Origin of the sequence: Bradyrhizobium sp. CCBAU 53415 (genome assembly GCF_028128735.1) — a bacterium.
Classification (GTDB): Bacteria; Pseudomonadota; Alphaproteobacteria; order Rhizobiales; family Xanthobacteraceae; genus Bradyrhizobium.
In genome coordinates this window covers 482,450-502,759 of sequence record NZ_LBJF01000027.1, presented here as the reverse complement: position 1 = coordinate 502,759, position 20,310 = coordinate 482,450, and the positions used below count along the sequence as shown (strand labels likewise).

Annotated in this window: 15 protein-coding genes; 3 read left to right on the top strand and 12 right to left on the bottom strand. The window is 65.6% G+C overall.

Going from position 1 to position 20,310, the window contains the following annotated elements; translation table 11 throughout:
- Window positions 1-4: 4 nt before the first annotated feature.
- Window positions 5-1,660, bottom strand: coding sequence for a flavin-containing monooxygenase (locus tag XH87_RS30525; RefSeq protein WP_271590089.1), 1,656 nt, complete (start codon window positions 1,658-1,660; stop codon window positions 5-7).
- 254 nt (window positions 1,661-1,914) lie between these two features.
- Here XH87_RS30525 and XH87_RS30520 point away from each other — a divergent pair, with 254 nt between their 5' ends.
- Window positions 1,915-3,048 (top strand): nitronate monooxygenase, encoded by a 1,134-nt coding sequence (locus XH87_RS30520; RefSeq protein WP_271590088.1) that lies wholly within the window; start codon window positions 1,915-1,917, stop codon window positions 3,046-3,048.
- Between the two features lie 137 nt (window positions 3,049-3,185).
- Window positions 3,186-4,694 carry an acetyl-CoA acetyltransferase gene (locus XH87_RS30515; protein ID WP_271590087.1) on the top strand — a complete coding sequence of 503 codons (1,509 nt, stop codon included), beginning with the start codon at window positions 3,186-3,188 and terminating at the stop codon, window positions 4,692-4,694.
- 145 nt (window positions 4,695-4,839) lie between these two features.
- On the opposite strand, the gene XH87_RS30510 is transcribed toward XH87_RS30515, so the two are convergent.
- The 7 genes from XH87_RS30510 to ltnD all read right to left on the bottom strand — a co-directional run bounded on the left by XH87_RS30510 (window position 4,840) and on the right by ltnD (window position 16,129).
- A complete protein-coding gene (locus XH87_RS30510; protein ID WP_271590086.1) occupies window positions 4,840-6,036 on the bottom strand; it encodes an efflux RND transporter periplasmic adaptor subunit in 1,197 nt (398 codons plus the stop codon).
- Entirely contained in the window at window positions 6,023-9,202 is a 3,180-nt protein-coding gene (locus XH87_RS30505; RefSeq protein ID WP_271590085.1) for an efflux RND transporter permease subunit, read from the bottom strand. Before XH87_RS30505 ends, XH87_RS30510 begins: the two co-directional genes overlap by 14 nt.
- Before the next feature lie 169 nt (window positions 9,203-9,371).
- Window positions 9,372-11,066, bottom strand: a complete 1,695-nt coding sequence (locus tag XH87_RS30500) for a methyl-accepting chemotaxis protein (protein WP_271590084.1) — start codon at window positions 11,064-11,066, stop codon at window positions 9,372-9,374.
- Window positions 11,067-11,281: 215 nt separating this feature from the next.
- Complete coding sequence (locus XH87_RS30495) at window positions 11,282-12,973, bottom strand: methyl-accepting chemotaxis protein (protein WP_271524517.1); 1,692 nt, start codon at window positions 12,971-12,973, stop codon at window positions 11,282-11,284.
- A 169-nt stretch (window positions 12,974-13,142) separates the two neighbouring features.
- A complete protein-coding gene (otnK, locus tag XH87_RS30490) occupies window positions 13,143-14,417 on the bottom strand; it encodes a 3-oxo-tetronate kinase (protein WP_271590083.1) in 1,275 nt (424 codons plus the stop codon).
- On the bottom strand, window positions 14,414-15,196 hold the full coding sequence (otnI, locus tag XH87_RS30485) for a 2-oxo-tetronate isomerase (RefSeq protein ID WP_271590082.1): 783 nt from the start codon (window positions 15,194-15,196) through the stop codon (window positions 14,414-14,416). The genes otnK and otnI overlap by 4 nt, the downstream gene beginning before the upstream one ends.
- A 15-nt stretch (window positions 15,197-15,211) precedes the next feature.
- Window positions 15,212-16,129: an L-threonate dehydrogenase gene (gene ltnD, locus XH87_RS30480; protein ID WP_271590081.1), complete on the bottom strand. Its 918-nt coding sequence runs from the start codon at window positions 16,127-16,129 to the stop codon at window positions 15,212-15,214.
- A 105-nt stretch (window positions 16,130-16,234) separates the two neighbouring features.
- On the opposite strand from ltnD, the gene otnC reads away from it, so the two are divergent.
- Window positions 16,235-16,921, top strand: a complete 687-nt coding sequence (gene otnC, locus XH87_RS30475) for a 3-oxo-tetronate 4-phosphate decarboxylase (protein ID WP_271590080.1) — start codon at window positions 16,235-16,237, stop codon at window positions 16,919-16,921.
- A 144-nt stretch (window positions 16,922-17,065) separates the two neighbouring features.
- On the opposite strand, the gene XH87_RS30470 is transcribed toward otnC, so the two are convergent.
- The 4 genes from XH87_RS30470 to XH87_RS30455 are packed head-to-tail and all read right to left on the bottom strand — an operon-like array spanning window position 17,066 to window position 20,298.
- The gene (locus XH87_RS30470; protein WP_271590079.1) at window positions 17,066-17,770 is read right to left on the bottom strand and encodes an ABC transporter ATP-binding protein; all 705 of its coding nucleotides are present in this window, start codon (window positions 17,768-17,770) and stop codon (window positions 17,066-17,068) included.
- Window positions 17,754-18,485, bottom strand: a complete 732-nt coding sequence (locus XH87_RS30465; protein WP_271590078.1) for an ABC transporter ATP-binding protein — start codon at window positions 18,483-18,485, stop codon at window positions 17,754-17,756. The genes XH87_RS30470 and XH87_RS30465 overlap by 17 nt, the downstream gene beginning before the upstream one ends.
- Window positions 18,482-19,465, bottom strand: a complete 984-nt coding sequence (locus XH87_RS30460; RefSeq protein ID WP_271590077.1) for a branched-chain amino acid ABC transporter permease — start codon at window positions 19,463-19,465, stop codon at window positions 18,482-18,484. Before XH87_RS30460 ends, XH87_RS30465 begins: the two co-directional genes overlap by 4 nt.
- Window positions 19,465-20,298 (bottom strand): branched-chain amino acid ABC transporter permease, encoded by an 834-nt coding sequence (locus tag XH87_RS30455; protein ID WP_245471086.1) that lies wholly within the window; start codon window positions 20,296-20,298, stop codon window positions 19,465-19,467. The genes XH87_RS30460 and XH87_RS30455 overlap by 1 nt, the downstream gene beginning before the upstream one ends.
- Window positions 20,299-20,310 lie beyond the last annotated feature (12 nt).

Below are 20,310 nucleotides of genomic sequence, written 5' to 3'. Positions count from 1 at the left end.
TCACCTAGGACGCCGCCGCCTGCGGCTGCTCCGCCCGCCCCAGCAAGAACCCTTCATATCCCTTGGCCGCGACCTCGTCGCAGATCCGCCGGTAGACGCCGACACCGCCGATATAGGGCATGAAGATCCGCGGCTTGCCGGGGACGTTGGCGCCCATGTACCACGAATTGGCCCGCGGATAGAGCGTGCCGTGGGCGACCTCGTTGACATGGGCGACCCATTGCTTCTCGGCCTCCCTGCCCGCCTCCATGGTGGCAAGCGCCTGCTTGCGCATGTGAACGAGGCAATCGGCGATCCAGTCGACATGCTGCTCGATCGACACGATCATGTTCGAGAGCACCGATGGACTGCCGGGCCCGGTGATGATGAAGAGGTTCGGAAAGCCCGCGCTCATCAGGCCGAGATAGGTCTTCGGACCTTCCGCCCATTTCTGGTTCAGTGTCTGCCCACCTCGGCCAACAATGTCGATCCTGGCGACCGAGCCGGTCATGGCGTCGAAACCGGTAGCCAGCACCAGCGCGTCGACCTCGTGGTCCTTGCCCGCGACGCGCACCGCGTTTGCGGTGATCTCCTCGATCGGATTGGCCTTGATATCGACCAGCGAGACATTGGAACGGTTGAAGGTCGCGAAATAGTCGGTGTCGACACAGATGCGCTTGGTGCCGATCGGGTGGCTGTCCGGCTGGAGCAGCTTCGCGGTCTCTGGATCCTTCACGATCTCGGCGATCTTGCCGCGCACGAAATCCGCCGCGGTGTCGTTCGCGGCCCGGTCGAGGCCGAGATTGTTGTAGGCGTACATGAAGGTGAGCCCGCCGCGCTCCCAGCGCGCCGAATATCTTGCGCGCCTGATATCGTCGTCGTCATCGAGCGCGCCGCGATCCGGCTGCTCGGCATAGATGCCATTGCGGGCGACCTCGCGGGCGAAGCGACGGATTTCGGGATAGTTCCGGCGGAACGCGCTGCGTTCCTCATCGTTCAGCGCGGCGTTGCGGGCGGGAACAGAAAAATTCGCGGTTCGCTGAAACACCGTGAGATGCTTCGCCTGTTCGGCGATGATGGGCGCCGACTGGATGCCCGATGATCCCGTGCCGATCAGACCGACGCGCAGGCTTGTGAAGTCGACCTCTTCATGCGGCCAGTTGCCCGTGTGGTAGACGGGCCCCTTGAAATTTCCCAGGCCCTTGATGTCCGGCTTGCGTGCGTTCGAGAGACAGCCGGTGGCAAGCACGACGAATCTGGCTTCGACCGCCCTGCCGTCCGAGGTCGTCACCGACCAGCATGTCGCGCGCGCATCGAAAGCGGCGCGCTCGACGCGGGTGTTGAACCGGATGTCGCGACGCAGATCGAAGCGATCGGCGACGTGATTGGCGTATTTCAGGATCTCTGCTTGCGGCGCGTAGCGTTCGCTCCAGTCCCATTCCTGCTGGAGCTCTTCGGAGAACGAGTAGGAATATTGCATGCTCTCGACGTCGCAGCGCGCACCGGGATAGCGGTTCCAGTACCATGTGCCGCCGACGCCGCCCCCCTGCTCGTAGACGCGTACGGAGAAGCCGAGCCCGCGCAGGCGATGCAGCATGTACATGCCGGCAAAGCCGGCGCCGACGACGACTACGTCGCAGGCCTCCGTGGTCTGAGCCGGACTCGCTTGCGCTGACGACATGGGCTGATGCTCCCTGATTTTTCTGTTGTTGTAAGCCAGCATTTGCTTTCGCCCTCGAAAGCGCAAGAGGCAAATCGGGCGGCTCCGGGCTGCTTATTTTGTGCAGCGGAATGGCTCGTCCGCTTCGTGGCGCCTGCACGCAAGATGCGCGGCCAAATCCGGCTTGGCATCGCGGGCGACGATGGGCTAGCGTCGAGCAGCCTTCGCAGGCAAAGCAACAACAGCAACGTGAAGGCTGCTGCCGGGAGAGCGCCATGAAATCGCCGATCTGCGACATGCTGGGAATCGAATTCCCGCTGCTCGCCTTCAGCCATTGCCGCGACGTCGTCGCCGCCGTCAGCCGCGCCGGCGGCTTCGGCGTGCTGGGCGCGACCGTGCACACGCCTGAGACGCTCGAACGCGAACTGGCGTGGATCGACGCGCATGTCGACGGCAAGCCTTACGGCATCGACGTGCTGATCCCCGAAAACATCTCCACGGCGGGCGAGAAGGATGTCACCTGGAAGAGCCTGGAAGCGCGCGTACCGCAAGCGCACCGCGACTATACGCGAAATCTGCTGAGGAAATACGACATCGAGCTGACGACCACTGATGTTGCCGACAACCAGCCGCAGCCGTTCGATGCGAAGACCGCGCTTCGGCTGCTCGAGGTCTCCTTCAATCATCCCATCCGGCTGATCGCCAATGCGCTGGGCGTGCCGCCGAAGGCGATGATCGAGATGGGCAAGAGGCACGGCGTGCCGGTTGCGGCACTGGTCGGCGCCAAGGAGCACGCCCTGCGCCAGGTCGCAGCCGGCGTCGACATCCTCGTGGTGCAGGGCACCGAGGCCGGCGGCCATTGCGGCGAAGTCTCGACCATGGTGCTGGTGCCGGAGGTGATCAAGGCCATCAAGCCCATCCGCGACGTGCCGGTGCTGGCGGCCGGCGGCATCATGACCGGACGGCAGATGGCGGCCTGCATGGCGATGGGCGCGGCCGGCGCCTGGACCGGCTCGGTGTGGCTTGCGACGGTCGAGGCCGAGACCACGGAGATCTTTCGCGAGAAGATGATCGCGGCCTCCTCGCGCGACGCTGTGCGCTCGAAGGGCCGCACCGGCAAGCCTGCCCGGCAGCTCCGCTCGGTCTGGACCGATGCCTGGGACCGCGCGCCGGACAGCCCGGGAGCGCTGCCGATGCCGCTGCAAAGCATCATCAGCCGCGACGCCTTCCATTCGATCGACCGCGCGGCGGCGAGCGGCAATGCGAGGGCGCGCGATCTCGTCAGCTATTTCGTCGGCCAGGGCGTCGGCCTGATCGACAGCGTGAAATCGGCGGGCACCGTGGTGCAGGAGTTCAAGGAAGAGTTCGCCGAAGCCGTCGAGCACATGAATGCGCTGGTGGCGGAGTAGGTGTAGACCTCATGGTGAGGAGGCGCGCAAGCGCCGTCCCGAACCATGAGAGCCCGCGGCCATCCTTCGAGACGCCTGCTTCGCAGGCTCCTCAGGATGAGGTCGGAGATATCTGAGAGAGTGAAGAAGCAAGAACAATGACGAATGTTTCCCCTGCCTGCATCCCCGTCATCGTCGGCATCGGCGAGATCGTCGACCGCCCGAAGGAAATCACCGATGGTCTCGAGCCGCTCGATCTCTTGGAGCAAGCACTGCGGCGCGCCGAGGCGGATGCCGGCGCAAAGCTGCTCGGCGAGGTGCAGTCGCTCGACGTCGTCAACTTCCTGAGCTGGCGCTATCGCGATCCGGAGAAGCTTCTAGCGCAACGGCTCGGGATCGCGCCTTCGCATTGCCATTACGGCCCGGTCGGCGGCGAAAGCCCGATCCGCTACATCCACGAGGCGGCCAAGCGCATCGCGCGGGGCGAATGCAGCATGGCGGCGGTCTGCGGCGCGGAGGCGCAGTCGACCGCGACAAAGGCCGAGCGTGCCGGCGTCAAGCTGCCCTGGACGCCGTTCGCGCATGAAGTCGAGGAGCCCAAGCGCGGCGCGGCGTTCCAGAAGCCGCTGGCGGTCAAGCTCGGCGTGTTCCGCCCCGTCACCGTCTATCCGTTCTATGAAGCGGCTTCCTCTGCCCATTGGGGCCAGACGCCGCGCGAGGCGATGGCGGAGTCGGGCACGCTGTGGTCGCGCTATTCGGAGGCCGCCGCGCAAAACCCAAATGCCTGGCTGAAGCGGCGCTATACGCCGGAGGAGATCACGACGCCGACCGCGGACAATCGCCTGATCGCGTGGCCCTACAACAAGCTCATGGTCGCCAATCCCAGCGTCAATATGGGCGGTGCCTTGCTGTTGACCAGTCTGGCCAAGGCGCGCGCGCTCGGCATCGCGGAAGACAAGCTCGTCTATCCGCTCGGCGGCGCCTCGGCGGAGGAGCCGCGCGACTATCTCTTGCGCGATCAGTTCTACGAGAGCCATCCGCAGAACGCGGTGCTCAGGAGCGTGATGGACCTCGCCGGCGGCGCCGGCCAAAAGTTCGATGCGATCGAGCTCTACAGCTGCTTTCCGTGCGTGCCCAAGATGGCGCGGCGGACGCTGGGGCTAGGTGCCGACGTGCAGCCGACCGTGACCGGCGGGCTCACCTTCTTCGGCGCGCCGCTCAACACCTACATGACGCACGCGGCCTGTGCGATGGTACGGCGTCTGCGCGGCGGCGCAAGACTCGGCCTGCTCTACGGCCAGGGCGGCTTCGTTACCAAGCACCACGCGCTCGTCGTTTCGACGACGGCGCCACGCGAAGCGCTGATCCAGGAGACGAGCGTGCAGGCCGAGGCCGACCGCAACAAGCGCACGGTGCCGGAGTTCGTCACCGAGGCCGGAGGCAAAGGCAAGGTCGAGAGCTTTACGGTGCTCTATGGCCGCAGCGGCGATGTCGAGCACGGCGTGGTGATGCTGCGCACCGAAGACGATCGCCGCACGCTGGCGCGGATTCCGGCAACCGACGGCGCGACGCTGGCGCATCTGCTCAACATGGATCGCACGCCGGTCGGCTCAATCGGCGAGATCGCAATGGCGGCGGATGGCGTGCCGGAGTGGCGGGTGGCGTAAGCTCTCGTGTCCCGGACGCGACGCGGCATATCATGCGCTCCGCAGAGCCGGGACCCGGAAGCTACACGGTACAGCGAGGAGAGATGGGCCCCGGCTCGGCAGCGCATCACTTCGTGCTGCGCTGCGTCCGGGGCACGAGACCACCCTAGCTCTTCGGTGCCTGCTTCTCGGACGCCGTTGCCGGCTTGCCTTTGGCGCCGACGACGCGGACCGCATCGCCATCCGACAGACCATCCGGCGGCGCGGTGATGACGCGGTCGTCCGGCGCGATGCCCGACGCGAGCTCGATTTCGCGGCCGAGATCGCGCGCGATCGTCACAGGCTTGAACAGCACCTTGTCGTCCGCACCGACCGTCGCGACACGCAGCCCGCTGCCGTTGAAGATCAGGGCGCTGGCGGGGATGCTGAGCGGCGCGGAGTCGCGCTGGAGGCTCAGCTTCACGCTGGCATAGCCGCCGGGCATCAGTTCGCCGCTGGAATTGTCGAGCCCGAGCTGCATGCGCGTGGTGCCGGAGGCGACATCGACCGCCTGCGAGGAAGCCTCCACCGTCGCCTGAAACGTCCGGTTCGGATATTCCGGCAGCGTGATGGTGGCCTTGGCGCCGATCTTGATCGCCGGCACGTAGTTCTGGGGCACGTTGACGTAGACGCGCAGCTTGGTGATGTCGGAGACCACGAACATCGCCGGCCCCGAGCCGCCGCCGGCATTGATCAAGGCGCCGACGTCGGTGTCGCGCGCCGTGACCACGCCGTCGAATGGCGCCGTGATCTTCTTGTAGCCGGCCAGCGCCTCCAGGCGCTCGACATTGGCCTGGCCCGAATTGACGGCGGCCTTCTTGTTGGAGAGGTCGGCAGTGCGCTCGTCGATCTCCTGCGCGGAGACGAAGTTGGAGGCGACCAGCGTCTTGCGCCGGTTCAGCGTTGCTTCCGACAGCCTCGCGCTGGCCTGCTGGCTGGCGAGGTCTGCGCGCGCCTGCAGCAGTTGCTGGTCGAGGTCCGGCGCCTCGATCTCGGCGATCACCTGCCCGGCCTTGACCCGGGCGCCGATGTCGGCACTCCAGCTTTTCAGATAGCCCGACACGCGCGCGAAGATCGGGGCGCGGTAATAGGCTTCCAGCCGGCCCGGCAGATCGATGGTGGCGTTGAGGTTCTTGGCATTGGGCAGCGTCACCGCGACGCTGGGAACGGCCTGGTCGTCGGTCCATTCCTTCAGCTTGGAGCCCTGCTCCTCGCGGGCACGGATGCCGGAGCCGACAACGAGGCCTGCCGCAATCAGCGCCGCCACGCCGAAGATGCCCAGTTTCCGGTGCGACACCGGGGAGCGGGGTTCAGTGGGCGACATGCGGAGTCTCCAATGAGGCGGCGGCTTTGGCGCCTTGTTTCTTGTGGACCATGCTGAACACCACGGGAACAAACATCAGCGTGGCGAATGTTGCAAAGATCAGGCCGCCGATGACGGCACGGCCAAGTGGCGCATTCTGCTCGCCGCCCTCGCCCAGCCCCAGGGCCATCGGCGCCATGCCGATGATCATGGCAAGCGCGGTCATCAGCACCGGGCGGAACCGGACGAAGCCGGCTTCGAGCGCAGCCGCGACGGGATCGCCGAGCTCCGCATAGCGCTCGCGGGCGAAGGCGATCACCAGCACGCTGTTGGCGGTGGCAACGCCCATGCACATGATCGCGCCGGTGAGTGCCGGCACCGACAGCGTGGTCTCGGTCATGAACAGCATCCAGACGATGCCGGCGAGCGCGGCCGGCAACGCGGTGACGATCACGAACGGGTCGGACCAGGACTGGAAGTTCACGACGATCAGGAAGTAGATCAGCACGACGGCCCCGAGCAGGCCAAACAGCAGGCCGGTGAAGGCGCCGTTCATGGTCTGCACCTGGCCGAGCAGCACCACGGAGGAACCCTTCGGCACTTCCTTGGCGGTGTCGGCGATCACCTTTCGGATGTCGGCGGCAACCGCACCGAGATCGCGGCCCGAGGTCGTGGCAAAGATCTGCACCATCGGCTGGATGTCGTATTGCGAGACGACCGCGCTCGACGTCGAGCGCCTGATGTCGGCGATGCCGCCGAGGATCGGCGACTGCGAATTGCCCGCCGCGGTGATCGGCAGCGTCTGCAGCGCGCTGAGCGAGTCCATCTGGTACTGCGGCGTCTGCATCACGATCGAATAGGACACGCCGTTATCGGGGTTGAGGTAGTAGGTCGGCGCCACCTGCGAGGAGCCGGCGAGATTGACGACCAGGCTGTTGGTGACGTCGCGTTCGGTCAGACCGACATATTGCGCGCGGGTGCGGTCGACATCGATGTTGAAGGTCGGGTTGTTCGGCGACTGCTGGATGCGCGCATCGGCAACGCCGGGGATCCTGCGGACCTTCGCCAGCAGGCTGTTGGCATAAGCGAAATTCGCACCGAGATTGGCGCCGCGGATTTGCAGGTCGATCGGTGCCGGCGCACCGAAATTCAGGATCTGGCTGACGATGTCTGCGGGGAGGAACGCGAAGCTGACACCGGGGAACAGGCGCGGCAATTGCTCACGCAGCACGCGGGCATGCTCCTCGGTCGGCTTGTGGCCTTCCTTCAGCTTGATCTGAATGTCGCCGTCCTGCGGGCCGATCACGCCGGTGTTGTTGTAGGTCATGTTGATGCCGGAGATCGGCATGCCGATATTGTCGGTCATGGTCTCGATCTCGCCCGGGATCAGCTTGCGCACCGCCTTTTGCACGTCGGCGAGCTGGTTCGCGGTCTCCTCGACGCGGGTGCCTACTTGCGTGCGGACATGCATCAGGATGTTGCCTGCGTCGACCGCGGGAAAGAAATTGCGGCCGAGGAACGGCACCAGCGCGAAGGACGCGCCGACGAGGCAGAGGAAGCTGATCACGAACACCGCGCGATGCGCCAGCGCAAGGCCGAGCAGCCCGCGGTAACCGCCGCGGATGCGCTCGAACCGCGCCTCGAAGCCGCGCTGGACCCAGACGAGCGGATTGCGCGACTTCGGCGGGGCACCCTCGTGGTGGACATGCGCCTGCAGCAGATAGTTCGCCATGGTCGGCACCAGCGTGCGCGACAGGATGAACGACCAGATCATCGCGAACATCACCGCTTCGGCCATTGGCACGAACAGGAAGCGCGCGACGCCGGTGAGGAAGAACATCGGCACGAACACGATGCAGATGCAGAGCAGCGAGACGAAGGCCGGCGTCACGATCTGGTTTGCGCCGTCGAGGATCGACTGCTCGACCGGCTTGCCTTGCTCCAGATGGTAGTTGATGTTCTCGATCGTGACCGTGGCGTCGTCGACGAGGATGCCTACCGCGAGCGCGAGGCCGCCGAGCGTCATGATGTTCAGCGTCTCGCCGATCGCCGACAGCATGATGATGGCGCCCAGCACCGACAGCGGGATCGAGACCGCGATGATGATGGTCGAGCGCCAGCTGCCGAGGAACAAGAGGATCATGACGCTGGTAAGCAGCGCGGCGACCACGCCCTCGAAGGCGACGCCCTGGATCGCGCCGCGGACGAACACTGACTGATCACCGATGAAGCCGATCTTGAGCGCGTCCGGGAGCTGGTCCTTGACGTCGATGACCTTCTGCTTGATGCCGGCGATGATGTCGAGCGTCGAAGTCGCGCCCGCCTTCAGCACCATCATCAGCACCGAGCGGTTGCCGTCGACATGGACGATGTTGGTCTGCGGCGGATTGCCGTCGCGCACCGTGGCGACGTCGCGCACATAGACCATGGCGCCGTTGACGGCCCTGATCGGCAGATTGCCGAGCTCGTCGATCCGGAGCGGCGAGTTGTTGAGCTGGATGTTGTACTCGAACTGGCCGATCTTCTGGGTACCGACCGGCGTGATCAGGTTCTGGGCGGCGAGCGCATTGGCAACGTCCTGGCCGGAGAGGCCGCGGGCCTGGAGCGCGGTGGGATTGAGGTCGATCTGGACCTGGCGCTGCTTGCCGCCGAACGGATACGGGATCGCAGCGCCCGGGACAGTGACCAGCGGCGTGCGAAGCTGGTTGATGCCGATGTCGGCGAGATTCTGCTCGGTGAGGCCGTCGCCCGACAGCGCCACCTGGATGATCGGCACGGTGGAAGCCGAGTAGTTCAGGATCAAGGGCGGCGTCGCGCCCGGTGGCATCTGCTTGATCAGCGTCTGCGAGATCGCGGTGACCTGCGCGTTGGCGGTGCGGATGTCGACGTTGGGCTGGAAGAAGATCTTGATGATGCCAAAGCCGTTATAGGAGTTGGCGGTGATATGTTCGATGTCGTTGACGGTGGTCGTCAGCGCGCGCTGAAAGGGCGTGGTGATACGGCCGGACATCTGGTCCGGCGGCAGGCCGGTGTATTGCCAGACCACGCCGATGACGGGGATACGGATATCCGGGAAAATGTCAGTCGGAGTTCGCAGCGCCGCGAGCGGTCCTATGATCAGCAGCAGCAGCGCTAGCACCACGAACGTATAGGGCCGGCTCAGGGCAATACGGACCAGTGCAATCATGCGCCAGGCGATCCAGGTCAAACAAGGATTAAGGAATCCGCCCCCACGGCGATCCCCTTTCCCCCTTTACCCGAGCACCGCCGGAACGCCAATCCCCGGCGACTATCCGGCATTCACTTCCCTGCTATCGCACTGCGAAATCTACATCGCAGCCATGCGGCCGCGCACGTCAGGCGGCACGGACCGAGTTCAGGAACTTGCCGACTTCGAGCTTGAGGCGGTTGGAGTCGCGCGACAGCATCTGCGCCGCGGACAGCACCTGCGAGGACGCCGAGCCGGTTTCGGAGGCGCCGCGCTGGACGTCGCCGACGTTGGACGAGACCTGCTGCGTTCCCCGGGCCGCCTGCTGAACGTTGCGCGCGATCTCCTGTGTCGCTGCGCCCTGCTGCTCCACGGCCGACGCGATCGCCGAGGCGATCTCCGACAGACGCGCGATGGTGCCGCTGATCTCGCCGATGGCGCTGACCGAATCCTGCGTCGCCGCCTGAATGCCGCCGACCTGCTGGCCGATCTCGCCCGTGGCCTTGGCCGTCTGCTCTGCGAGCGCCTTGACCTCGGAGGCCACCACCGCGAAGCCTCGACCGGCCTCGCCCGCGCGCGCCGCCTCGATCGTGGCATTGAGCGCCAGCAGGTTGGTCTGGCCGGCAATCGCATTGATGAGCTCGACGACGTCGCCGATCCGCGATGCTGCCCGCGACAATTCACTGACACGTTCGGTGGTGGCGTGGGCCTGATCGACCGCCTCGCTCGCGATGCGAGAGGAATCCTGCACCTGCCGGCCGATCTCGCGCACCGAGGACGACATCTCTTCGGCGGCCGAAGCCACCGAATGGACATTGGTCGACGCTGCTTCCGAACCGGTTGCGACCGCCGTCGCCAATTCCTGCGCCCGGCCCGCGGTCGAGGACAGCGTCGAGGCCGAAGCCTCGAGTTCGGTTGCGGCCGACGACACGGTCTCGACGATCTCGCCGATCGCGGCCTCGAAACCGTCGGCAAGCTTCGTCATGTCGGCCTTGCGCTGTGTCTCGGCACGGCGCTGTACCGCCTGCACCTCGTCGCGGCTGAAGCGGACGATGGTCTGCACGGTCTGGAGGTTGCGCAGCGCCTCGCCGATCTCGTCGTCGCGCTCGATCACGATGCGGTTGTCGAGCTTGTCCTGCACGAGGTTGAGCAAAGTGTCATTGAGCTGCTGCATCGGCCCCTGGATGGCACGCATGGTTGCAAGGCCGGCGAAGCCGATGATGGCAGCACCGACGACAGCGAGCAGCGACAGGATCAGGCTGGCCGAACCGCCGGTGGCGAGCGCGCCGCCGGCCCCGAGCGCGAGCATGAACAGCGCCTGGAGCACCATCGTCGTGACCAGGCGAGCCTTCAGCGTTCCGGTGAAGATGCTGAAGCGGTCGAGCAGCGAGCGGCGACGGATGATGCCGGCGTCGATGCGATAGCCATTCGGTTTCTTCTCGCGGATCGCAGCGTAGACCTCTTCGGCGAGCTTGCGCTGGTCGGCCGGCAGCTTGGTGCGGATCGAGGTATAGCCTTTGACCTGGCCGTTCTCGCGGATCGGAGAGGCCGTCGCCAGCACCCAGTAGAAGTCGCCGTTCTTGCGGCGGTTCTTTACTGCGCCGAGCCAGGGCTTGCCCGCCTTCAGCGTCTCCCAGAGATTGTCGAACGCCTCCGGCGGCATGTCGGGGTGGCGAACGATGTTGTGCGGCTGGCCCATGAGCTCGGCCGACGTGAAGCCGGCAGCGGCAATGAAATCCTCATTGAAGTAGGTGAGCTTGCCCTTGAGATCGGTCCGCGAAACGATCAGCGTCTCGTCACTGACGGGATATTCGACAGCAGTGACCGGAAAATTCTTGCGCATCGGGCTCCCCACAAACCGCGTTCAGCATGGAATCATTCCAATGGGAGCCCCTTGCGAGATCACCCTGCCCAGCTCTCGCAAATCAGATTTAACCATCGATGAAACGGCGCGCCCGTAAGATTACTGGCACAACCTCGGAAGCGACATCACGCACCCAAGAGAAGGAGCGGCGCATTCGGCGCCGCTCCTGGCTTTGATAGATGGGGTGCCGCGCTTTACGCGGCGCGGACGTTGGTCAGGAACTTGCTGACCTCGGTCTTGAGCCGGCCCGAGTCGTTGGACAGCATCTGCGCCGCCGACAGCACCTGCGACGAGGCCGTGCCGGTCTCGGTGGCGCCGCGCTGCACGTCGGTGATGTTGGACGATACCTGCTGGGTGCCCTGCGCGGCCTGCTGCACGTTGCGGGCGATCTCCTGCGTCGCCGCGCCCTGCTCTTCCACGGCGGCTGCGATCGCCGACGAGATTTCCGACAGGCGCTCGATGGTCGAGGAAATCTCCCTGATGGCGCCGACCGAGTCGTTGGTCGCCGCCTGGATGCCGGAGATCTGCTGGCCGATCTCGCCGGTGGCCTTCGCGGTCTGCTCGGCGAGCGCCTTCACCTCGGAGGCGACGACGGCGAAGCCGCGGCCGGCTTCGCCCGCGCGCGCCGCCTCGATGGTGGCGTTCAGCGCCAGGAGGTTGGTCTGCCCGGCAATGGTGTTGATCAGCTCGACGACATCACCGATCCGGGCAGCCGCCTTGGACAGCTCGCTGACGCGCTCGGTGGTGGCTCGCGCCTGACCGACCGCGTCGCCCGCCATCCGCGCCGATTCCTGCACCTGACGGCCGATCTCGCCCACCGACGAGGCCATCTCTTCGGTCGCCGACGCCACCGATTGCACGTTGGTCGAGGCTTCCTCCGAGGCGCCCGCCACCGTGGTCGCCAGTCGCTGCGAGCGGTCGGCGGTCGCCGTCAGGGTCGAGGCGGAGGCTTCGAGCTGGGTCGAGGCCGACGACACGGTCTGGACGATCTCCCCGATCATCGTCTCGAATTCGCGGGTGATGTCGTCGACGCGGCGGCCGCGCTCGATCTTGGCCTCGGCATCGGCCGCGGCGGCCTCGTCCGCGGCCTTCTTGGCGATCAGCGCCTCCTTGAAGATCTGGAGCACGTCGGCCATGGCGCCGATCTCGGTCTTCTCGCCGCGATGCGGGACTTCGGCCGAGAGGTCACCCTTGCCCAGCGCCTGCATCGGCTCGATGATCGAGTTGATGCCGCTGGAGACGTCCCGGACGAGATAGAAGCTGAGACCGATGCCGATCACGACGGCGACGCCGAGAATGACCGAAACCAGCATGAACGCATAGGCGTAGCTGTCGGCGGCATCCTGGGAGGCCCGATCGCCGCCCTTGGTGTTGAGCTCGATGTCCTTGTTCAGGACCTCATCCGCCTGAAGCCCGATCTTGTTGACCGTCTTGGAGTTGAGCTCCTGGGCCTCGCGCGGGATCTTGCCGGCCTCCTTGCGCGACAACGCCATCACCTCCTCGGTCCCCTTCTTGTACTCGTCCCAGAGCTTGGACCACTGGCCATAGAGCGCGCGCTCTTCCGGAGAACTGATCATCGCCTCATACCTGGTGCGCACCTTGGCGAGCGCCTCACTCACGGTGGCGGCGGTCTTCTCCACCGCGAGCTTGTCGTCCAGAGCTTCGGCCAGCATGTGCTGACGCACCACGTTGCGATAGGTGATGACGCTGGCGCGCAAATCCCCGATCACCCGCACGCTGGGCATCCAGTTCGTGGTGATGTCCACTGTATTTGCGTTGATCGATCGCATCTTCGTGACGGCGAGCAGGCCCATGCCGGCCATCGCGACCAGCAGGAACGCCACGACACTGATGATCTTGGCGCGGATGGAGATCTTGGCGAACATGATTGAGGTCTCTTCGTGCAGGCGCGAGCGCGCATCCGGGAATTACGAATCAAAACAAAGGGAGCAGCGCCGACTTCACACACCAGAGCACCTGCGCGGATGTTAACTACGACTCCGTACGGGTACGGAAACCGAAAGAAATGAATGAGGGGCTAAGAATGCTCTGCGCTCAGCGCATGAGCCTAAGCGCGTCCGAGAAAAACTCTGCGCCGCCAAAATTTCCGGACTTCAGAGCGAGCAGCATGTCGCTTTCGGCGCCGACCGCGCGCAGCACCGGAACGCCTGCGGCAATTTCTACCCCTACGAGAAAGCCGGGGATATTCAACCGGTCGACAACGGCGCCGGACGTCTCCCCGCCGGCAACGATCAGTCGCCGCACGCCTGATTTTACGAGGCTTTCTGCGATATCGGCCATCGCCTGCTCGATGGCGTGACCGGCGGCGTCGCGGCCGTGGCGCGCCTGCAGCGCGGCGACCTGATCCGGCGTCGAGCTCGACGCAATCAGCACCGGACCTTCAGCCAGTCGGGGCATTGCCCAGTCCAGCGCACGCTGCGCTTCGCCCGTTCCCGTAAGAATACGGTCCGGATCGAGATGGAGCACCGGCATGACCCGTTCAGCGCTGGCGATCTGCCTGAGGGTCGCCTGTGAGCAGCTTCCGGCAAGACACGCTGCCGGTCCGCCAACGACGGCTCCGGACTCGCTGCTTGCGGCGCCGGGCTCGACCTTTCCAGTCGACACCAGTGCCCGCGCGAGTCCAAGGCCGATTCCGGAGGCGCCGACCGACAGCCGATGTTCGGCGGCGACGAGACCGACGGTCTCGAGATCGTGGTCGAAGACGGCGTCGATGATCGCGGCGCCGATGCCCTTGCCCGCGAGCTCGGTCAATCGCGCCCGGACCGCAACTGTGCCGCGCGTGACGGTGGCGAGATCGACGAGACCGATCTGCGTTCTGCTCTGGCGCGCCAGCACACGCACCAGGTTTGAATCATGCATCGGGTTGAGCGGATGGTCCTTCAGCGGGCTCTCGTTGAGCGGCACGGCACCGACGAAGAGGTTGCCCTGGTAGACGGTGCGGCCGGTCTCCGGGAATGCCGGCGTCACCAGCACGGCAGCTTCGCCGCAGTCGGCGCGCAGCGCGTCCATCACCGGGCCGATATTGCCGGCGTCGGTGGAATCGAAGGTCGAACAGATCTTGAACAACACGTGGCCCGCGCCGCGGCCGCGCAGCCATTTGTCCGCCGCGCGGGAGCGCGACACGGCAAGGCCGGCTTCGATCGAGCGGCTCTTCAAGGACACCACGACGGCATCGACTTCGGGCAGCGCCAGATCGTCGGCGGGTATGCCGATGGTCTGCACCGTACGCAGGCCGGCGCGCGTCAGCGTGTTGGCGAGGTCGGAGGCGCCGGTGTAGTCGTCGGCGATGCAGCCCAACGCAAGTGTCACGACTTCACTCCAGCGTAAGGCTTGAACCAGGCAAGGCCGTCGGTGGTCCTGCCGCGCGGATTGTATTCGCAGCCGACGAAGCCGGCATAGCCGAGCCGGTCGAGCTCGTCGAACAGGAACGGATAGTTCAGCTCCTCGCCATCGGGCTCGTTGCGCGAGGGGATGCTGGCGATCTGGATGTGGCCGACGATCGGCATCATCTCGCGCAGCCGCATGGTGACGTCGCCGTGGATGATCTGGCAGTGATAGATGTCGAACTGAAGCTTCAGATTCGGGAGCCTCAGCTCCCGGATCAGGTCGCGCGCGAAGCCGAAATCGTTGAGGAAGTAGCCGGGCACGTTGCGCGCATTGATCGGCTCGATCACGACGTCGATGCCGTGCGGCGCGAAGAATTCCGCGGCCAAGGCCACTGATTTGTAGAACGCCTCGATCGCGACGCGCTCGCCGCGGTTGGCGATGCCGGCCATCAGGTGCAGGCGCCTGACGCCGGTCGCCTTGGCGTAAGGCAGCGCCGTCTCCAGGCTCGCCTTGAGATCGTTGAACCGCGACGGCAGCGCCGCAAAGCCCTTCTCGCCGGCGTTCCAGTCGCCCGGCGGCAGGTTGAACAGCGCCTGGGTCAGGCCATTGCGCTTGAGCCGCTCGCCGATCGCTTCCGCCGGATGCTCATAGGGAAAGAGAAACTCGACGGCGGTGAAGCCGGCTTGCGCGGCGGCATCGAAGCGATCGAGGAACGGCACCTCGGTGAACATCATCGAGAGATTGGCGGCGAAACGGGGCATCGGAGCTCCTCTTGCTTACTTGTCACCGGGCAGCTTGACGCCGGTGACCTGCGCATACATCCGCGCCACCGACGCGTCGTCGTCGCGGCCCATGCCGGCGGCCGATGTCATCAGGAACATCTGAAGCGCAGCGGCGGAAACCGGCACAGGGAAGCGGGCGGTGCGCGCCATGTCCTGGATGATGCCGAGGTCCTTGACGAAGATCTCGACCGCGCTGCGCGGCGTGTAATCGCCGTCGAGCACATGCGGCATGCGATTCTCGAACATCCAGGAATTGCCGGCGGACGCCGTGATGACCTCATAGACCTTGCGGATGTCGAGGCCCTGCCTGGCCGCGAACGCCATGGCTTCGCTGGCCGCGGCGATGTGCACGCCGGCCAGCAACTGGTTGATCATCTTGAAGGCGGCGCCCTGGCCGGCGGCATCGCCAAGCTCGTAGAGCTTTGCGGCCATGGCATCGAGCGCGGGCCGCGCCTTGGCAAAAGCGGCGGGACTGCCGGAGGCGAGGATCGTCAGCTCGCCTTGCGCGGCGCGCTGCGCCCCGCCGGAGATCGGCGCGTCCAGGTAATGCCGGCCGGTCGCCTCGAGCTGCTTGGCAAGGCGCCGCGCCACGTCGGGATCCATGGTGGCCGAGGATATGAAGACGCTGTCCTTCGGCATGGTCTCGGCGGCACCATCCTTGCCGAACAGGATCGCCTCGGTCTGCGCGGCGTTGACCACGACGCTGACGACGCTATCGGCCTCCTTGGCCGCTTCGGCCGGTGTCCTGGCCCCCGCGCCGCCATCCGTCACGAAGCGCGCCACCGCGTCCGCCGAGACATCGCAGCCGGTCACGGCATGGCCGGCGCTCTTCAGCGAGGTCGCCATGCCGAAGCCCATCGAGCCGAGCCCGATGACGGCGATACGCTGATTTTGTGACGTGGAGGCCGACATGCAACTGATCCTTGCGAACGTTTCCCGGACGGCCCGCCCTTCGCGGCGGCTCAGCGAACCGATATCACGGCTTGGCCACACTGCCAAAGCGTGAGACAAGCAGGCATGACGGCCATGAGAAGCGAAACGAGCAACGAGACAAGGCTGCGCGAGGATATCTGCCGCTTCGGGCGGTCCCTGTTCGAGCGCGGCCTGACGCCGGGCTCCTCCGGCAATATCAGCGTCAAGATCGACGACGGCGGCTGGCTGGTGACGCCGACCAACGCCTCGCTCGGCTTCCTCGACCCCGCGAAGCTGGCGCGGCTGGATAGAGGGGGACGGCTGGTTTCGGGCGATGCGCCGACCAAGGAAGTTCCGCTCCATACTGCGCTCTACGACACCCGGGGAAGCGCGCGGGCGATCGTGCATCTGCACTCGACGCATTCCGTTGCGGTCTCGATGCTGCCCGAGATCGACCCGCGCGCCGCATTGCCGCCGATGACGGCCTACTACCTGATGAAATGCGGCGCCACCGCGCTCGTGCCCTATTACCGCCCCGGCGATCCCGCTGTGGCTGACGCGATCAAGGGACTGGCGGGGAAATATTCGTCCGTGCTGCTCGCCAATCACGGCCCGGTGGTTGCCGGCGACACGCTGGAAGCCGCGGTGTTCGCGACCGAGGAGCTCGAGGAAACGGCGAAGCTGTACCTGCTGCTGCGCGGGATGAACCCGCGCTATCTGTCGCCGGAGCAGGTGACGGACCTGGCGAAGGTGTTCGGAGTGACGCTGCCGGAGCATGGGCACGAGCATTGAACACCGCTCTAACCCCGTCATTGCGCAGCGAAGCAATGACGGAGGATGTGGCGACGGCTGTAGCCCGCATGAGCGAAGCGACATGCGGGGGCGCCTGTCCCGGATATCGCTTCGCTCATCCGGGCTACGGCCGTCTTCGCATGGCTATAGCCCCAGATACGCCTTCCGCACATCCGGATTGCCCTTGATCTCCGCGGACGGGCCCTGCATCAGCACGCGGCCGGTTTGCAGAATGTAGGCGCGGTCGGCGATCTCGAGGCACTCGGCCATGCGCTGCTCGACGATCAGCACGGTCATGCCGGCGTCGCGGATGCGCTTCACGGCCTGGAAGATTTCGTCGACGAGCTTCGGCATGATGCCCTGCGAGGGCTCGTCCAGCATCAGAAGCCGCGGGCGCGTCATCAGCGCGCGGCCGATCGCGAGCATCTGCTGCTCGCCGCCGGAGAGCGTCTCGGCGCGCTGCTCCAAACGTTCCTGAAGACGGGGGAACAGCGTGAAGACGAGATCGAGCGGCTGCTCACGGTTGGCTTCGCCCCGGTAGAGATAACTGCCGAGACGAAGATTGTCGCGCACGGACAGGCGCGGGAACAGGCGGCGGTTTTCCGGCACATAGGCGATGCCGGTGGCGGTGATGTGGTGCTGCGCCATGCCGTCGAGGCGCCTGCCGTCGAACGTCACGGTGCCCGAACGCGGACGTTCGGCACCGGCAATGGATTTCAGCAGCGTCGACTTGCCCGCGCCGTTGGCTCCTGCGACGCAGACGATCTCACCCTTCTGGACCTCGATCGAGACCGCGGAGATCGCGACCAGGCCCTGATAGGCGGTCGTGACTTCACGCACGCTGAGCATGACGATCTCCCAGATATGCGCTGATCACCTTGGGATCGCGGACGACGTCTGCGGGCTTGCCCTCGACCAGCACCTTGCCGAGGTCGAGCACGATGGCACGGTCGACCAGCGGCATCACGATCTCCATGACGTGTTCGACCATCAACACGGTGATGCCGGCATCGCGCACCTTGCGCACCAGCGCCACACCGGTCTGTGCCTCGGTCGGCGTCAGGCCGGTGAGGACTTCGTCGAGCAGCAGCAGCTTTGGTTCGGTCGCAAGCGCACGCGCGACTTCGAGGCGGCGCTTCTCGGCCGGCACGAGGTCGCTGGCGAGCACGTCGGCGCGCGCGGCAAGGCCGGTGAACTCCAGCACCTCGTGCGCCTTGCGGCGCGCCTCGCGCATCACGGTGTTGCGCACGAGAGCGCCGACGATGACGTTGTCGATCACTGTCATGGTCTCGAAGCTCTTGACCACCTGGAAGGTACGGCCGACGCCGCGCTGGCAGCGCTCAGCCGCCGGCATACGGGTGACGTCCTCGCCGTCGAATAGAATCGAACCCTGGGTCGGCGGCAGCACGCCGGCGATGAGATTGAACAGCGTCGACTTGCCGGCACCGTTCGGGCCGATCAGACCGACGATCTCGCCGCGGCCGACCGAGATCGAGACGTCGCTGTTGGCGACGAGGCCGCCAAAGCGCTGCCAGACGCCGCGGGTTTCCAGGAGCGCCGTCATCGCGTTGCTCCCTTTGCTTTCGAACGGGAGAACAGGCTCACCAGACCCTGCGGCAAGGCCAGCGAGATCGCCACGATCAGCGCACCATAGACGATGAGATCGACGCCGCGCCCGGAGCCGCCGATATAGGAGCGCGTCAGCTCCGTCATCGGGATCAGGATGGCGGCCCCCAACACCGGGCCCCAGAGGGTGCCGATGCCGCCGAGCACGGCCGGCAGCGCCATCAGCAGCGAGAACTGGAAGCCCATCACGCTCTCGGGATCGATATAGGCGAGAAACTGCGCGTAGAAGGCTCCGCCGATCGCGACCAGGAAAGCGGAGACGGCAGCGGCGCCCATCTTGGAATTGAACACGACAACGCCGAGACTTTCGGCCGCCTCCGGATTGTCCTTCACCGCGCGCCACCAGAAGCCCCATTTGGAATCTTCCAGCCACCAGGTGACGAACCAGGCGAGGCAGCACAGCCCCAGCGCGAAATAGAAGTATGGCAGCTTGGTGCGCAGGAACTGGAATTTCAGCCAGCTGTCGCCGCGGATCGGAATGGTGATGCCCATCGCGGCTCCCGCCCATTCCCAGTTCTGGAACAGCAGCAGGCCGATCTCGGCGATGACGATGGTCGCGATCACGAAGTAGTGGCCGCGCAGGCGGAAGAAGGGATAGCCGAGCCCCATCGCGATCAGGGCGGCGATCATGCCGCCGCCGAGCATGCCGAACCAGGGCAGCACGCCGAACTTGGTGAACAGCAGTTCGGTGGTGTAAGCGCCGATGCCGAAATAGAGCGCGTGGCCCAGCGATATCTGCCCGCAATAGCCGGACAGGATGTTCCAGCTCTGCGACAGCGCCGCATACATCAGCGTCAGGATCAGGATGTTCTGGACGTAGACGTCCTTGACGAACAGCGGCGCCAGCGCTGCGAGCCCGGCCAAAACGGCGGCGATAATAAGGTCGCGGCGGCGCCGCGCGGCAAAATTCTTGTCCATCACATCGACCCGAACAGGCCGCGCGGCCGGATGAAGACGACGAGGAGATAGACGGCATAGATGCCGACCGACTTCAGCGAGGGCGGCAGCACCAAGGCCGTGACCGCCTCGACGAGGCCGACGATGATGCCGCCGGCAAAGGCGCCGAACACGCTGCCGAAGCCGCCGAGCGCGACCGTGACATAGGCGATCAGCGCAAAGGACGCGCCGACATCGGGATAGATGTAGAAGAACACCGCCATGATCGCGCCGGCGAGGCCGACCAGCGCGGCACCGAGGCCCCAGCCGAGCGCGAACACACGGTTCTTGTCGATGCCGACCAGGGCGACCGCGCCGGGATCCTCACGCGTCGCCTCCAGCGCGCGGCCGAAATCGGTGCGGTGGATGAAGAAGTAGAGGCCGGCAAAGGCCAGTATCGAGACCAGCGCGCCGATCAGCTGCGGCTCCGGCAGGAAGATGCCGGCGACCGAGATGGTTTTGCCGCCGAGCCAGGACTGCGGGATGCTGCGATAGTCCGGCGTGAAGAAGAATTGCGCGAGGCCGCGCATGACGATGGCGAGACCGAAGGTGGAGAAGATCTGCACCATGCCCGCATTGGCCTTGGCCCGCATGGCGAAGCGTACAATGAGCAGGTAGACCACCGCTCCGAACACGAACAGCGCCGCGGCGACCAGCGGCGCCGACAGCAAGGGATCGATGGCGAAGAACGCGAACAGGAAGAATGACACGTACATCGCGATCATCAGGAACTCGCCATGGGCAAAGTTCACGACGTCCATCAGGCCGAAGATCAGCGCGAGGCCGACCGCGATCAGCCCGTAGAGCAGGCCCATGAGAAGGCCGCT

Bases quoted from the DNA above. Each gene is read 5' to 3' on its own strand.
- XH87_RS30525 (WP_271590089.1), bottom strand. From the start codon at position 1,660: ATGTCGTCAGCGCAAGCGAGTCCGGCTCAGACCACGGAGGCCTGCGAC.
- XH87_RS30520 (WP_271590088.1), top strand. From the start codon at position 1,915: ATGAAATCGCCGATCTGCGACATGCTGGGAATCGAATTCCCGCTGCTC.
- XH87_RS30515 (WP_271590087.1), top strand. From the start codon at position 3,186: ATGACGAATGTTTCCCCTGCCTGCATCCCCGTCATCGTCGGCATCGGC.
- XH87_RS30510 (WP_271590086.1), bottom strand. From the start codon at position 6,036: ATGTCGCCCACTGAACCCCGCTCCCCGGTGTCGCACCGGAAACTGGGC.
- XH87_RS30505 (WP_271590085.1), bottom strand. From the start codon at position 9,202: ATGATTGCACTGGTCCGTATTGCCCTGAGCCGGCCCTATACGTTCGTG.
- XH87_RS30500 (WP_271590084.1), bottom strand. From the start codon at position 11,066: ATGCGCAAGAATTTTCCGGTCACTGCTGTCGAATATCCCGTCAGTGAC.
- XH87_RS30495 (WP_271524517.1), bottom strand. From the start codon at position 12,973: ATGTTCGCCAAGATCTCCATCCGCGCCAAGATCATCAGTGTCGTGGCG.
- otnI (WP_271590082.1), bottom strand. From the start codon at position 15,196: ATGCCCCGTTTCGCCGCCAATCTCTCGATGATGTTCACCGAGGTGCCG.
- ltnD (WP_271590081.1), bottom strand. From the start codon at position 16,129: ATGTCGGCCTCCACGTCACAAAATCAGCGTATCGCCGTCATCGGGCTC.
- otnC (WP_271590080.1), top strand. From the start codon at position 16,235: ATGACGGCCATGAGAAGCGAAACGAGCAACGAGACAAGGCTGCGCGAG.
- XH87_RS30470 (WP_271590079.1), bottom strand. From the start codon at position 17,770: ATGCTCAGCGTGCGTGAAGTCACGACCGCCTATCAGGGCCTGGTCGCG.
- XH87_RS30465 (WP_271590078.1), bottom strand. From the start codon at position 18,485: ATGACGGCGCTCCTGGAAACCCGCGGCGTCTGGCAGCGCTTTGGCGGC.
- XH87_RS30460 (WP_271590077.1), bottom strand. From the start codon at position 19,465: ATGGACAAGAATTTTGCCGCGCGGCGCCGCCGCGACCTTATTATCGCC.
- XH87_RS30455 (WP_245471086.1), bottom strand. From the start codon at position 20,298: ATGGGCCTGCTCTACGGGCTGATCGCGGTCGGCCTCGCGCTGATCTTC.